Source organism: Citrobacter sp. wls619 (genome assembly GCF_005281345.1).
Taxonomy (GTDB): domain Bacteria; phylum Pseudomonadota; class Gammaproteobacteria; order Enterobacterales; family Enterobacteriaceae; genus Citrobacter.
Map to the genome: position 1 here is coordinate 443 of NZ_SZXJ01000060.1, position 14,178 is coordinate 14,620.

Sequence of the window (14,178 nt, forward strand, 5' to 3'; positions counted from 1 at the left end):
TGTCCGGCGGTCATGGCAGCCGGCAGTCAGCATAACGCTCAGCACAGCCACCATCAGCGGGAATCGTCTCCTCCTTGCCTCCTCAAACAGTCCGTCCAGCGCATCCGCGTTCACCCGCGCCCGGGCTTCCCAGTGCTGCTGATCGTCCATCCGTCACACCGCCCTCACTTAATATTCCATCATACCTTAACCTAAATCAACGCGCTGTCTTTGGTAGATGATGCAGTTGCCATGCTCAAATGTATGGTGGAGAACGTATCCGGTAAAGAGTAGTCCTGTTCCGCCAGGCATATTACCGTCGGGTAATGCTGAATAACGCGTGGCGTTGCTGGCGCAGGTTGACGTTCCTGGGTTTGATTCTGCCCCTATCATTATGGTGACTCATCTCGACTGGCAAAAAGAACCCACCATGCGTACTGACCAAGCCCGCTATCTGTTAGATATTAGCCTTGGCGACGCTACATCAGATTTCCAGGATATCGCATCCTCAATTAAGATCCTGGCAGGGGACTTCAATTCGACCCGGGATGAGCAGCCACTTAAAGAAATACGTTACTTTTTCAATGAAGTGACGAAAGAAGGAGTTGATATGCGCGGTTGACCAGCCGTTAACCCTGTGATCGATATAAACTATATTTTTGCGTTTAAAGATCAGAAGTAGAACGTCAAAAATTCTGGAAATCGCACATAACTCACCCGAATTTACGTGGTCTACGGCGAGCGATCACCTACCGGTTATCGCTGAGCTTGAACTTTCAGAGCAGTAATTACATACAGTATTTCGTTCATCGAACGCTTAAAATTGCCCGACGACAGGATCGCCGCCGGGCAAACCGTCAGATAGAAGTACGACGGTAGTCGCGGTATTCCGCCTGCCAGAAATTCTCGTCGATTGCCTGTTGCAGGGCTTCGGCGGAGGTTTTCACCGCCACACCTTGCTGCTGGGCCATTTTACCGACGGCAAAGGCAATAGCGCGGGAAACGGTCTGGATGTCTTTCAGCTCCGGTAACACCAGCCCTTCGCCGTTGAGTACCAGCGGTGAATACTGCGCCAGGGTTTCGCTGGCCGACATCAGCATTTCATCGGTGATGCGTTTGGCGCCTGAGGCAATGACGCCAAGGCCGATACCCGGGAAGATATAGGCATTATTACACTGCGCAATCGGGTAGATTTTATCTTTCCAGGCGACCGGGGCGAACGGGCTACCGGTGGCAACCAGCGCATTACCTTCGGTCCAGGCAATGATATCCTGCGGCGTGGCTTCAACGCGCGAGGTCGGGTTAGACAACGGCATGACGATCGGACGCGGACAGTGCTTGTGCATCTCACGAATAATTTCTTCGGTAAACAGCCCCGTCTGGCCGGAAACGCCGATCAGGATGTCTGGCTTGACGTTGCGAACGACATCGAGCAGTGACAGCACATCTTCTTGCGTATCCCAGTGTTGCAGGTTCTCGCGCTTTTGCACCAGCTTAGTCTGGAAGGAGAGCAGGTTTGGCATTTTATCGGTTAACAGGCCAAAGCGGTCGACCATAAACACGCGTTGACGTGCGGCTTCTTCGCTCAATCCTTCACGCTGGATTTGTGCGATGATCTGCTCGGCGATCCCGCAACCTGCGGAACCGGCTCCAAGGAAAACAATGTTCTGCTCGCTCAACTGGCTGCCGGCCGCACGGCTGGCTGCAATCAGCGTTCCCACAGTGACCGCCGCGGTGCCCTGAATATCATCGTTGAAAGAGCAAATTTCGTCGCGATAGCGGTTGAGCAGCGGCATCGCGTTTTTCTGCGCGAAGTCTTCGAATTGCAGCAGTACGTCCGGCCAGCGATGCTTCACGGCCTGAATGAACTCATCGACGAATTGGTAGTACTCATCATCAGTAATGCGCGGGTTACGCCAACCCATATACAGAGGGTCGTTGAGCAATTGCTGGTTGTTGGTCCCCACATCCAGCACCACGGGCAGCGTGTAAGCCGGACTAATTCCACCGCAGGCGGTGTACAGAGAGAGCTTACCGATCGGAATACCCATGCCGCCGATACCCTGATCGCCAAGACCAAGGATGCGTTCACCGTCGGTGACAACGATGACTTTGATATTGTGGTTCGGGACGTTTTGCAGAATATCGTCCATGTTGTGACGGTTCTGATACGAGATAAACACACCGCGTGCACGACGGTAGATCTCGGAGAAACGCTCACAGGCCGCACCCACCGTTGGGGTGTAGATGACCGGCATCATCTCATCAAGATGATTATGTACCAGCCGATAGAACAGGGTTTCGTTGGTGTCCTGGATGTTGCGCAGGTAGATATGTTTGTCGATTTCTGTTTTGAATCCCTGATATTGGATCCAGGCACGTTCAGCCTGTTCTTCAATCGACTCGACAACTTCCGGCAGTAACCCCAGCAGGTTGAAGTTACGGCGTTCTTCGATGCTGAAGGCACTCCCTTTGTTCAGTAGGGGAAACTCAAGCAGTACCGGGCCAGCGTAAGGGATGTAAAGGGAACGCAGTTTTTTAGTTTCGTTTTCCATGTCACTCACTCTTTTTTGAATAACCGTCCCTGGCACTCTTTATGATCGTATGTGGCCTGTCTGCCAGGGAAACGGGCGAAGTATAAAGCATTGTGAATGGGTTAAGGGGTTTTATAAGCAAAAACACCACTGCGGTTGCAATGGTGTTTATCTCGTTAATCAGTATGTCGTGCGGGAAACTACTTGCTGTCAGCGCGGCGTTTTCTTCCGGTAGGATTGTTGACCACGCTGGATTTGTCGCCTTCGGTCACGACTTTACGTTGATTGGAGATTTTGTGGTCCAGTCCAAGAATATGACGGGCCTGACGGTTCGATTTCATTCTAACTCCTTAATCCTGTTACTGGTTTCAAGGGCGAGCCCGCGTAAGAACGGACGAAATACAACCTGACAAAAAGCCGATAAGTGAATCAACGGCTCTTTGGATGGTCGGTCATTTTATCTGAAAGGTCAATGCTTAAGCAGGAAATGCAGAACTTTCCATTATGAGTCATGCATTTTCCCATGAGGCCTATACTTGTTACTCCGATGACAACACAGGAGAGCGGTAATGACTATCCATAAGAAAGGTCAGGCCCACTGGGAAGGCGACATTAAACGCGGCAAAGGGACCGTGTCGACAGAAAGTGGCGTACTTAACCAGCAACCGTATGGATTTAATACGCGTTTTGAAGGCGTCAAAGGCACTAACCCTGAAGAGTTGATTGGCGCAGCACATGCTGCCTGCTTCTCGATGGCACTGTCGTTGATGTTGGGCGAAGCCGGTTTTACACCCGATGCTATTGATACGACTGCCGATGTTTCTCTGGATAAGGTGGATGCCGGTTTTGCGATCACCAAAGTGGCGTTACACAGCCAGGTGAGCGTGCCGGGGATAGACGCCGCTACGTTTGACGGGATTATTCAGAAAGCGAAAGCCGGATGCCCGGTATCGCAGGTTCTGAAAGCGGAAATTACGCTGGATTATCAACTGAAATCTTAGTGCTGGCGTGCCGGATGCGACCGCGTCTTATCCGGCACCCGTGGGTATTACTGCGCCACCCAGCCGCCATCCATATTCCACGCAACGCCGCGCACCTGCGCCGCGCCGTCTGAGCACAGAAATAGCGCCAGCTCGCCCAACTGTTCCGGCGTGACAAATTCGCGCGACGGCTGCTTTTCTGCCAGTAAGGCATCGCGTGCCGCAGCGGGCTCAGCACCCTCAGCAATACGTTTGTCGATCTGCTGCTGGACCAGCGGGGTCAACACCCAGCCGGGACACAGTGCATTACAGGTCACACCGGTCTGTGCGGTTTCCAACGCAATCGTCTTGGTTAAACCCACCACGCCATGCTTGGCTGCGACATACGCCGATTTGTCTTTTGACGCGACCAGCCCGTGCACCGAAGCGATATTAATAATGCGTCCCCAGTTACGCTTGCGCATCCCGGGCAGGGCCAGGCGCGTAGTGTGAAAAACGGAAGACAGGTTGATGGCGATAATCGCGTTCCATTTGGCTACCGGAAATGTTTCTACCGGTGAAACATGCTGGATCCCGGCGTTGTTAACCAGAATATCCACACCGCCAAACTCATTTTCAGCGTAACGCATCATATCGGCGATTTGCGCTTCATCGCTCAGATCCGCCCCATGGAAACCTGGCGTTTTGCCGTACTGCGAAACCGCGTCTTTCGCGGCCTCCACATCACCGAAACCGTTAAGGATCAGGGTGGCTCCTGCTTGTGCCAGTACCTGGGCGATACCTAAACCGATACCGCTGGTCGATCCAGTAACCAGAGCGGTTTTACCCGTTAAATTCATGATAATTCTCCTTAAACGATTCCGGTGGTGTAGAAGACGCCGATAACAAACAGCACGGCCAGGCTTTTGATGACGGTGATGGCAAAAATTCCGCCGTACGCCTGACGGTGGCTGAGGCCGGTAATCGCCAGCAGGGTAATGACCGCGCCGTTATGTGGCAGGGTGTCCATACCGCCGCTCGCCATCGATGCGACGCGGTGGAAGACTTCAAGTGGAATATTGGCGGCATGTGCGGCAGCAATAAACGTATCAGACATTGCCGCAAGCGCAATACTCATCCCGCCGGATGCCGAGCCGGTTATCCCGGCCAGGGTGGTAATGCTGATCGCTTCATTGAGCAACGGATCGGGAATGGCCGCCAGTGCTTTTGATAACACCAGGAATCCCGGCAGGGCGGCGATTACCGCGCCAAAACCGTATTCTGATGCGGTATTCATCGCCGCGAGGATAGCGCCGCCAACCGCCGTTCTGCTGCCTTCAGCCAGGCGACCTTTGATGTTGCGGTAGCCGAATAGCACCACCAGCAGGATCCCCGATATCAATGCGGCTTCTACGGCCCAAATAGCCGTAATTTTCCCCACTTCAGTGGTAATCGGTTTGGCAAGTCCCGGGAGCTCCAATTGGTGCGTCGCGCCATACCACTGCGGGATCCAGCGGGTAAAAAGCAGGTTAAACACCCCCACCAGGATCAACGGAGAAATAGCGATAATCGGGTTTGGCAGGTTAATGTTATCCGGCGTTTCCGGCTCATTTAACAGTTCAGTGCCATAGCCCTCATTTTTAGCCTGCGCTTTCCGACGCTGGCGCTCGAGATACACCAGGCCAACAAAGATAATAAATAGCGAACCAATTAGCCCCAGCCACGGCGCGGCCCAGGCGTTAGTCCCAAAGAAACTGGTTGGAATGATGTTCTGGATCTGTGGCGTCCCCGGCAGGGCATCCATCGTGAAAGAGAATGCCCCCAGCGCGACGGTTGCCGGGATCAAACGTTTGGGAATATTACTTTGGCGGAACAGTTCAGCCGCGAACGGATACACCGCAAAGGCGACCACGAACAATGACACGCCGCCGTAGGTCAGGAGCGCACATACCAGCACAATGACCGGGATTGCATGGCGTCGCCCGAGAATATTAATGGCAGCAGCAACGATTGAACGGGAAAAACCGGATAACTCGATTAACTTGCCAAACACCGCTCCCAGCAAGAACACCGGGAAGTAAAGCTTTACAAAACCGACCATTTTTTCCATAAACAGACCGGTGAAAGCGGGGCCAACGGCGCTCGGTTCCGTAAGCAGAACAGCACCTAATGCCGCGATGGGGGCAAACAGGATAACGCTGTATCCGCGATAGGCTGCCAGCATCAGCAAGCCCAGCGCTGCCAGGGCGATTAATACACTCATCATGACTCCTTATTATTATAGTGGGGTACAGAAAGAGACGTTATGGCTTCAGGGCAAAGCGCAGTTGATGTTCACGGCGTTGCTGGATGTATTCCTTGCGCGAATCATCCCAGCGATAAAAGCCCTGACCACTGCGCAAGCCGGTGTCGCCGTTGGCAACCTTGTCAGCAATAAGCGACATCATGTCGCTGCCGGTGGCGAGTGTTGGGAGCAGATGGCGGCAAATGTCCTGCACGGTGGACAGTCCGGTCATATCTGCCGCTTCCAGCGGGCCGACCATGGCATAGCGACGCCCGAGGGAGGCGCGCATCACCTGGTCCACCACTTCCGCGCTGGCGATCCCGCTTTTGACGATATGCAACGCCTCACGCAGCAATGCGAACTGCAGGCGGTTGCCGACAAACCCGGGTGCGGCACGATCGAGCACCACCGCTTCCAGTTGCATCGCGACCAGCAATTGCTGCAATTCGCTGAGATATTCAGGTTTGGTTGCCGTGCCCGGCACAATTTCAACCAGCGGAATAAAGTGTGGTGGATGCCAGAAATGGGCGATCAGCAACCGTTCGGGGTGGGTGAGTTTTTCTGCCAGCGCATCCGGCGGCAGACCGCTGGTATTACTGGCAATCACCGCATCTGGGGCGATTAATGCTTCCAGTTGTGCATACAGTGCGTGCTTAAGCTCGAGTCGTTCCGGGATCGCTTCAATCAGTAATCCCGATGCAGCGATATCCGCCAGCGAGGTTGTGCCGTGTAGTCGCGCGAGAACCGATGTTTTTTCCTCTGCATGAAACTGGTCCGTCGCGATCAGCTCATCGAGAATGCTCCCGGCAACGGCGGTAATTTCAGCTATCCGGTCGCTATCGGTATCAAATAGCCAGATATTGTGGCCAAAACGGGCAAAATGGGTGGCAATGCCAACGCCCATTAAGCCCGCGCCGAGGACGCTAAAGTGATTATTTTGCATGCTGTTCTCCTGTTGAACGCTCTACCGCCAGTGCGACACCCTGACCACCCCCAACGCACAATGTGGCCAGTCCTTTGGTAACGTTGCGGCGCGCCATTTCATGTAACAGGGTCACCAGAATGCGGCAGCCAGAGGCGCCAATCGGATGACCCAGCGCAATCGCACCGCCGTTGACGTTAACGTTGTTGCTGTCCCAGTTCAGGGCTTCACCCACCGCCAGCGCCTGTGCGGCAAATGCTTCGTTAGCTTCGATCAGATCAACGTCATTGAGTGTCCACCCGGCGCGTTTCAGACACTGGAGCGAGGCTTCTACCGGGCCAATCCCCATGAAAGCCGGGTCGACACCGGAAACGGCGTAACCCGCGACGCGGGCCAGTACCGGCAGGTTGAGCGCTGCGGCTTTGGTGGCGCTCATCAGCATCACCGCCGCCGCGCCATCGTTGATTGATGAGGCATTCCCTGCGGTGACCGTGCCATTACCAGGGCGAAATGCCGGTTTCAGTTGTGCCAGTTTCTCAGCCTGAGTATCCGGGCGAGGCTGTTCATCACGCTCAACCAAACGTGGTGGCTTTTTCCCTTGTGGAACGCTGACTGGCGTGATTTCCGCATTGAATCGACCGGATTCAATTGCCGCTGCGGCTTTCTGCTGAGACTGCAACGCAAAGGCATCCTGTTGTTCGCGGCTGATAACAAACTTATCTGCCAGATTTTCAGCAGTAATGCCCATGTGGTAGTCGTTAAACGCATCCCACAGTCCGTCGTGTACCACGCTGTCTTTCAGACTGGCATGCCCCAAACGCAGGCCCGAGCGTGCGCCGTCGAGAAAATAGGGCGCATTGCTCATGCTTTCCTGGCCTCCGGCAATGACGATGTCTGCATCACCACAGCGGATAGCCTGCACCGCCTGTTGCACTGCTTTCAGACCTGAACCACATACCAGATTGATGGTTAGCGCAGGGACCGTCACCGGCAAGCCTGCCCGTAATGCTGTCTGTCTGGCCGGATTCTGGCCGCTGCCCGCCGTCAGAACCTGTCCCAGGATCACCTCGTCAATGTGCTCCGGCGCGACGGCGGTTTTTTCCAACAAAGAGCGGATCACCACTGCCCCCAGTTCCACGGCACTGAGCGGTGCCAGCGCCCCGTGAAAACTGCCAATGGGTGTGCGCGTTGCCGCGACAATAACAACATCCTGCATGGTCAGATCCTCAGTTGAATTGCATTTCGGGCACGGTGTCGGGAACGATCAGTTTTCCAGCGGTCCTGGCAACAATCTCCTCGACGCTGATGCCCGGCGCACGTTCGCGCAGGATGAATGCGCCGTTGGCGATCTCCAGTAGCGCCAGGTCGGTAAGCACGCGTTTAATGCAGGCCACGCCGGTTAATGGCAGGGTGCAGGCGGGGAGCAACTTGGACTCACCGTTTTTGGACGCATGCGTCATCACCACAATGATGTTTTCAGCCCCGGCCACCAGGTCCATTGCGCCGCCCATGCCTTTCACCATCTTTCCAGGGATCATCCACGACGCAATGTTGCCATTGGTGTCCACCTCAAATGCGCCAAGCACCGTCAGATCAACGTGACCACCACGGATCATGGCGAAAGACTGGGCCGAATCGAAAATTGCCGCGCCTTTACGTGCCGTCACGGTCTGTTTCCCGGCGTTGATCATGTCGGCATCCAGTTCGTCTTCGGTCGGAAATGGGCCCATCCCCAGCAGACCGTTCTCCGACTGCAGCATCACGTCCATACCCTCGGGGATATAGTTAGCCACTAAGGTTGGAATACCGATCCCGAGGTTGACGTAATAACCGTCGCGCAGTTCCCGGGCGACACGCATCGCCATTTGTTCACGTGTTAACATAGTCAGGCTCCTTTCTGGCGCAGGGTGCGTTGTTCAATGCGTTTTTCAAACTGCCCCTGAATGATGCGGTTTACGAAAATTCCCGGGGTATGAATCGCCGCGGGGTCCAGTTCGCCGGGAGGAACAATTTCTTCAACTTCCACGACGGTAATGCGCCCGGCGGCGGCCATCAGCGGATTAAAGTTCTGGGCAGTGTGGCGGTAGATAACGTTGCCGTACCAGTCGGCTTTCCAGCCTTTGACCAGCGCAAAATCACCCGTAATCGCCTGTTCCATGATGTAAGGACGGCCGTCAAATTCACGGACCTCTTTGCCTTCGGCGACGGGGGTACCGTATCCCGTGGCGGTGAAAAACGCCGGGATCCCTGCGCCGCCAGCACGTAACTGCTCTGCCAGCGTGCCCTGCGGGGTCAGAATGGCTTCCAGTTCGCCGCTCAATACCTGCTTTTCAAACAGCGCATTTTCGCCAACATAGGACGCCACCACTTTACGGACCTGGCGTGTTTCCAGCAGCACACCGAGGCCAAAACCATCCACGCCGCAGTTGTTTGAAACGACGGTCAGTCCCTGAACCTCCCGACGGCGTACTTCCGCAATCAAGTTTTCAGGAATGCCGCATAAGCCAAAACCGCCCGCCAGCAGCGTCATGTTGTCGGTCAGCCCAGCCAGCGCCTCTTGATACGTGGCGACACGTTTATCCAGTCCAGCCATACACTTGTCCCTCCAGTTGTCCTTGCCGACATCATTGGGGGTGAAAAATGATTTGTTAATTTTAAATTTGTGACTCACTCATTGGGTTTTTTTATCAATTTAATGTTAATTAAAGGTATTCAATAGGTTAAAGGAATGCGAAATGGGAATGAGCATCAAACAGTTACGCGCGTTTTTAGCGGTAGCTCACACTCTGAATTTTGCTCATGCCAGTGAACGACTGAATATGTCGCAGCCTGCGTTAAGCCTGGCGATTAAAGGGCTTGAGGACTCGCTGGGCGGGGCCTTACTGCTGCGCACGACGCGCAAAGTCACCCTGACACAGGAAGGCGAAACGCTGCTGAATATGGGGCGACAACTGCTTGCTGACTGGGAGAATACTGAAGAAGCGATGCGCCAGCGCTTTACGTTGCAACGCGGTAAAATCTCCATTGCTGCCATGCCTTCGTTTGCGGCTAACGTCTTGCCACAGGTACTGAAAACCTTTCGGGATTGCTATTCCGGTATTAACGTGACGGTTCACGATGTCATAAACGAACAGGTCATTGAAATGGTGAGTGAAGGGCGGGTGGAGATGGGGATCGCCTTCGAGCCTGATTATTCAGGGCAACTGCACTTCACGCCGCTCGGTGTCGATCGTTTTGTGGCGATCGTCCCGCCAACGTCCAGGCTGGCGGGTCGAGAGCGTATTGCGTGGCGCGAATTGCTGACGCTGGATTTTATTACCCTGCAACGTCCATCTGCCGTGCGCCTGATGCTGGAAGAACAACTGGTGCAAAGCGGACATACGCTGGAGGTGGCGCTGGAAAGTCATCAACTGGTGACCGTTGGCCGTATGGTGGCAAATGGGTTGGGCGGCAGCGCAGTTCCCGCACTGTGTCGAACACAAATGACGGAACTTGGCGCAACCTGTATAGAGCTTGACGGTCCCGTGATCCAGCGGCGGATCGGGGTGCTGCGTTCGGCACACCATAAATTATCAACCGCATCGGGAATGCTGGTGGATGCGCTGAAAAAGGCGTATCTCGCCTGAAAATGCGCAGTCAGCAGATATCAATGGCCTGCCAACAGCGAACTTCCCGTCCGGCTTCATTTTTCAGTAATACCTGTTTTTTTTCACATCCGTGGGTTGCCAGCGGGCATCTGTCGCGGAAAAAACAGCCTTGCGGTAGCGTCCTGTTGCCGGGGAGTTCGGTTTTACGCAGGACCAGGTCTTCAGCCAGTGGCGTACCCGTTTTAGGTACCGAATCCAGCAACAGACGGGTATAAGGATGCGCCGGATGCGAGAGAACCTGCTGCGCATCGCCCAGCTCGACAATTTGCCCAAGATACATCACCGCCACTCGGTCGCTCATATGCCGGACGACCGATACGTTATGCGATATCAGCACAAACGTCAGATTCCGCCGAGCCTGCAATGCAACCAGCAGATTGAGGATTTGCGCCTGTACCGAAATATCCAGTGCCGACGTCGGCTCATCAAGGACGATCACATCCGGCTCTGATGACAGCGCACGGGCGATGGCAATACGCTGACGCTGTCCGCCGGAAAAGGCATGCGGCAGGCGATTGAGGTATTCCGGACGAATCCCTACCTGTCGAGCCAAATCCTCGGCCAGGGCGCGACGTTCGCGTTCAGGGCTATGCTTTTGGATCCATACCGGCTCAGTGATTATTCGCCATACCGGCAAGCGCGGGTCCAGGGACGAAAGCGGGTCCTGAAAGACCATCTGCATACCGTTGTGCTGTTTGCCACCGCCGCAAGAATAGCGCCCCTGGCTCGGTTTGAGCATCCCCATCAGCAGTTGTGCCAGCGTACTTTTACCGCAGCCAGATTCGCCAACAATCCCCAGCGTTTCCCCCTGGCGGATTTGTAAATCCAGACCGTTGAGTGCATGCACCCGCTCTGTTACTTTGCCGAGCCAGTTTTTTCGCGCGGGGAAGTTGATATGAACATCCTGCAGGTCCAGTAAAATATCAGACATGTGTTGTCTCCAGTTGTGGATACCAGCAGGCGGATTGCTGATCCGCACCGCCCTGGCTGCATAAATCAGGTGTTTCTTCACAGCGAGGCCCTGCGGCAAAGCAGCGCTCGCGGAATGCGCATCCGACAGGTAAGCAGGTTAAATTCGGTACGGTACCCGGAATCGCGGGGAGCAAAGCACGTGGTTCACCGTGCTCAGGCGCACATTTCAGGAGGCCAATAGAGTAGGGATGCGTGGGGTGCTGAATAACGGTTTGCGTCGGGCCGCTTTCAATCACGCTCCCGGCATACATAACGTATAACCGGTCACACAATTGCGAGACGACGGCCATATCATGGCTGATAAACAGCACGGCGGTACCGCTGGCCCGCGCTTTAAGCTTCAGCAATCGCAGTACCTGAAGCTGTACCGTGACATCCAGCGCGGTAGTGGGTTCATCGGCAATGATCAGGTCTGGCTCACAGGAAAACGCGAGCGCAATCATCACACGCTGACGCATCCCCCCTGAAAGCTCAAACGGGAAGCGGGACATCACTTCCGGGGCATCCGGGATTTGCATTTCTTCCAGTAACGCGATGGCTTTCTGCCGGGCATCCGTGCGGCTCAATGCCTGATGATGACGAATGACCTCCACCATTTGTTGGCCGATTCGTCGTGTTGGATTCAACGCCGTCATCGGCTCCTGGAAAATCATCGCCACGCGCTGGCCGCGCCACTGGCGCATTTGTTTTTCGCTGGCAGTTAAAACATCTTCACCCAACAGCGTAAGGCGCCCCTGATGGATACGATAGCTTCCTTCGGGTAACAGACGCATGGCGAGCATGGCCGTGACGGATTTCCCTGAGCCAGACTCACCGACCACGCCGACAATTTCACCCCGGTTGATATGTAGCGACACATGATTCAGCGCATGCACATCCGCTTTATAACCGGGGAAGCTCAGGTGTAAATTCTCGATCTCCAGGACAGGTTGTGTCATGACTGTTTTCCTCCGGCTTTCGGATCCAGCAGATCGCGAATACCATCACCAAAGAGATTAAAGCCCACGGCGGTAATCAGAATGGCGGCACCAGGAAATGCGCAATACCACCACTGGTCAAGCACGTAGTTTCTACCAATCGCCACCATCGCGCCCCATTCAGCGCTGGGTTGTTGGGCGCCGAGCCCAATAAATCCGAGCGTGGCGGCCATCAGGATCGCACTGCCAATATCCAGTGATGCCTGCACAATCAGCGGGGGAAGTGAATTGCGTAAAATATGCCAGCTGATCAGATGCCAGCGTGATGCGCCATAGGTTCGTGCGGCCTGTACATAAGTAAACTGACGAACGACCAGCGTTTGACCGCGCGCGAGACGTACATAGAAAGGAATACGCACAATCGCAATCGCCAGCATGGCGTTGAACAGGCTTGGCCCTAATGCGGCGGCCAGTGCCATTGTCAGTACCAGCGAAGGAATGGACAGCATAACATCCATCAAACGCATGATGATCGCATCGGCACGTCCGCCCATCACGCCAGACAGGCATCCCAACAGCGAGCCCAGCCCGCCAGCGATACCAACCACCACCAGACCGGCGACAATTGACTGCTGACTTCCGACCAGGACGCGACTGAACAGATCACGACCCACTTCATCGGTGCCAAACCAGTGGGTGGCTGACGGAGGCAACAGGCGTGCGGTCAGATCGATGGCGTTAGGATCGTAAGGGGTGATCCACGGAGAGAGCACCATTAACAGTAGCATCAGTACAATAATGACGCCGCCAATCAGCGTCAGCGGACTGCTCTTCATCATCCAGAATAGTTTTGCCCAGTCAACACGGCGGCGGATCGCTGGTGATGGGGCGGGTGTTTCTTGTGTGAGCATCACTGTGCACCTCCACGTCCGATTCGCGGGTCAATCCACAGGTAAAGGAGATCCACCACCAGGTTGACCAGCACATACGCAAAAGAGACCACCACGGCAAATCCCATGACTGCCGGGAAATCGAGCGCCTGAATGGAGGTCACAACCCAGGCGCCCATGCCTGGCCAGGCAAAGACCGTTTCGGTCAGTACCGCGCCATAGAGCAGATCGCCCAGGGCCAGACCCAGCACGGTTATCGACGGAATCAACGCATTCGGCAGCGCATAACACAAAATGATGTACCAACCCGGTAAACCACTGGCCCGCGCGGTGCGGATATAATCTTCGCTCAGTTGTTCCAGCATGGCGGAGCGAATCTGTCGGGCAACGATCCCTAAGTGCACAAAGGCCAGCGTCAGCGACGGCAGGATCAGGTGCTGCAGGGCATTGAAAAAGACCTCGGCGTTACCTTCCAGCAGCGCATCAACCAGATAGAAACCGGTAACGTGCGTAGGAGGATCGAGCCAGTCATCAAGCCGCCCGCCGCCGGGTAAAATCTGCAAGTGGCCATAAAACAGCACGATAACGCCGAGGCCCAACCAGAATGCCGGGGTCGAAATACCGGTAATAGCCATCAGGCGGACGAGGTGGTCGAGCCAACGGTTGCGCCAGACAGCAGACAGAATACCCAGCGGGATACCGATGATCAGCGCCAGCAGCAGAGAGCAGAAGGCCAATTCAAGCGTCGCAGGGAAGAATACGCGCAGTTCATCCAGCACCGGACGGCCGGTGCGAATGGAGGTGCCTAAATCACCCTGAAAAATATCGCTGACGTAACGGAAAAACTGAATATACAGCGGCTGATTCAGTCCCAGCTGTTGGCGAATATTTTCGACAATTTCATCGCTGGCGCGATCGCCGGCCAGCAGCCGTGCGGGGTCGCCCGGGATCAGGTGCGAAATAATAAAAGTGATTACACAGACACCGGCAACCACCAGGATAAGTCCCCAGCATCGCTGGCGTAAAATGCTCCAGAACGTCATTGGCTTCCCCTTGCGGAGCCAAATCGGCTCC

14 protein-coding genes and 1 pseudogene are annotated in these 14,178 nt (G+C 55.0%); 3 read left to right on the forward strand and 12 right to left on the reverse strand.

What is annotated here, in order from left to right:
- Positions 1-292 precede the first annotated feature (292 nt).
- Positions 293-767: pseudogene (locus FDX19_RS13135) on the forward strand (endonuclease); the annotation flags it as partial.
- Positions 768-836: 69 nt separating this feature from the next.
- Here the strand turns inward: FDX19_RS13135 and maeA are convergent.
- Together maeA and sra are read right to left on the reverse strand one after the other, a co-directional pair.
- A complete protein-coding gene (maeA, locus tag FDX19_RS13140) occupies positions 837-2,534 on the reverse strand; it encodes a malate dehydrogenase (protein ID WP_137383051.1) in 1,698 nt (565 codons plus the stop codon).
- Positions 2,535-2,713: 179 nt separating this feature from the next.
- Entirely contained in the window at positions 2,714-2,854 is a 141-nt protein-coding gene (gene sra, locus FDX19_RS13145; protein WP_005126806.1) for a stationary-phase-induced ribosome-associated protein, read from the reverse strand.
- Positions 2,855-3,082: 228 nt separating this feature from the next.
- Between sra and osmC the strand changes: the two genes are divergently transcribed.
- The gene (gene osmC / locus FDX19_RS13150; RefSeq protein WP_048211652.1) at positions 3,083-3,514 is read left to right on the forward strand and encodes a peroxiredoxin OsmC; all 432 of its coding nucleotides are present in this window, start codon (positions 3,083-3,085) and stop codon (positions 3,512-3,514) included.
- Between the two features lie 47 nt (positions 3,515-3,561).
- Here the strand turns inward: osmC and FDX19_RS13155 are convergent, their stop codons facing one another.
- The 6 genes from FDX19_RS13155 to FDX19_RS13180 are packed head-to-tail and all read right to left on the reverse strand — an operon-like array spanning position 3,562 to position 9,271.
- Positions 3,562-4,332: a 3-hydroxybutyrate dehydrogenase gene (locus FDX19_RS13155; RefSeq protein ID WP_137383052.1), complete on the reverse strand. Its 771-nt coding sequence runs from the start codon at positions 4,330-4,332 to the stop codon at positions 3,562-3,564.
- Between the two features lie 11 nt (positions 4,333-4,343).
- Positions 4,344-5,738, reverse strand: coding sequence for a GntP family permease (locus FDX19_RS13160; protein ID WP_199951110.1), 1,395 nt, complete (start codon positions 5,736-5,738; stop codon positions 4,344-4,346).
- A gap of 37 nt (positions 5,739-5,775) precedes the next feature.
- Complete coding sequence (locus FDX19_RS13165; protein ID WP_137383053.1) at positions 5,776-6,699, reverse strand: 3-hydroxyacyl-CoA dehydrogenase family protein; 924 nt, start codon at positions 6,697-6,699, stop codon at positions 5,776-5,778.
- Complete coding sequence (locus tag FDX19_RS13170) at positions 6,689-7,894, reverse strand: acetyl-CoA C-acetyltransferase (protein WP_137383054.1); 1,206 nt, start codon at positions 7,892-7,894, stop codon at positions 6,689-6,691. The genes FDX19_RS13165 and FDX19_RS13170 overlap by 11 nt, the downstream gene beginning before the upstream one ends.
- 10 nt (positions 7,895-7,904) lie before the next feature.
- The gene (locus FDX19_RS13175; protein ID WP_137383055.1) at positions 7,905-8,561 is read right to left on the reverse strand and encodes a CoA transferase subunit B; all 657 of its coding nucleotides are present in this window, start codon (positions 8,559-8,561) and stop codon (positions 7,905-7,907) included.
- 2 nt (positions 8,562-8,563) lie between these two features.
- Positions 8,564-9,271, reverse strand: coding sequence for a CoA transferase subunit A (locus FDX19_RS13180; protein ID WP_048211658.1), 708 nt, complete (start codon positions 9,269-9,271; stop codon positions 8,564-8,566).
- Positions 9,272-9,413: 142 nt separating this feature from the next.
- Between FDX19_RS13180 and FDX19_RS13185 the strand changes: the two genes are divergently transcribed.
- Positions 9,414-10,304 carry a LysR family transcriptional regulator gene (locus FDX19_RS13185; RefSeq protein ID WP_137383056.1) on the forward strand — a complete coding sequence of 297 codons (891 nt, stop codon included), beginning with the start codon at positions 9,414-9,416 and terminating at the stop codon, positions 10,302-10,304.
- A gap of 10 nt (positions 10,305-10,314) precedes the next feature.
- Here FDX19_RS13185 and FDX19_RS13190 read toward each other — a convergent pair whose 3' ends face one another.
- The 4 genes from FDX19_RS13190 to FDX19_RS13205 are packed head-to-tail and all read right to left on the reverse strand — an operon-like array spanning position 10,315 to position 14,147.
- A complete protein-coding gene (locus tag FDX19_RS13190) occupies positions 10,315-11,256 on the reverse strand; it encodes an ABC transporter ATP-binding protein (RefSeq protein ID WP_137383057.1) in 942 nt (313 codons plus the stop codon).
- Positions 11,249-12,235 (reverse strand): ABC transporter ATP-binding protein, encoded by a 987-nt coding sequence (locus tag FDX19_RS13195; RefSeq protein WP_137383058.1) that lies wholly within the window; start codon positions 12,233-12,235, stop codon positions 11,249-11,251. The genes FDX19_RS13190 and FDX19_RS13195 overlap by 8 nt, the downstream gene beginning before the upstream one ends.
- Positions 12,232-13,128 carry a D,D-dipeptide ABC transporter permease gene (gene ddpC, locus FDX19_RS13200; protein WP_137383059.1) on the reverse strand — a complete coding sequence of 299 codons (897 nt, stop codon included), beginning with the start codon at positions 13,126-13,128 and terminating at the stop codon, positions 12,232-12,234. The genes FDX19_RS13195 and ddpC overlap by 4 nt, the downstream gene beginning before the upstream one ends.
- Positions 13,125-14,147 (reverse strand): ABC transporter permease, encoded by a 1,023-nt coding sequence (locus FDX19_RS13205; RefSeq protein WP_137383060.1) that lies wholly within the window; start codon positions 14,145-14,147, stop codon positions 13,125-13,127. The genes ddpC and FDX19_RS13205 overlap by 4 nt, the downstream gene beginning before the upstream one ends.
- Between the last annotated feature and the right edge of the window lie 31 nt (positions 14,148-14,178).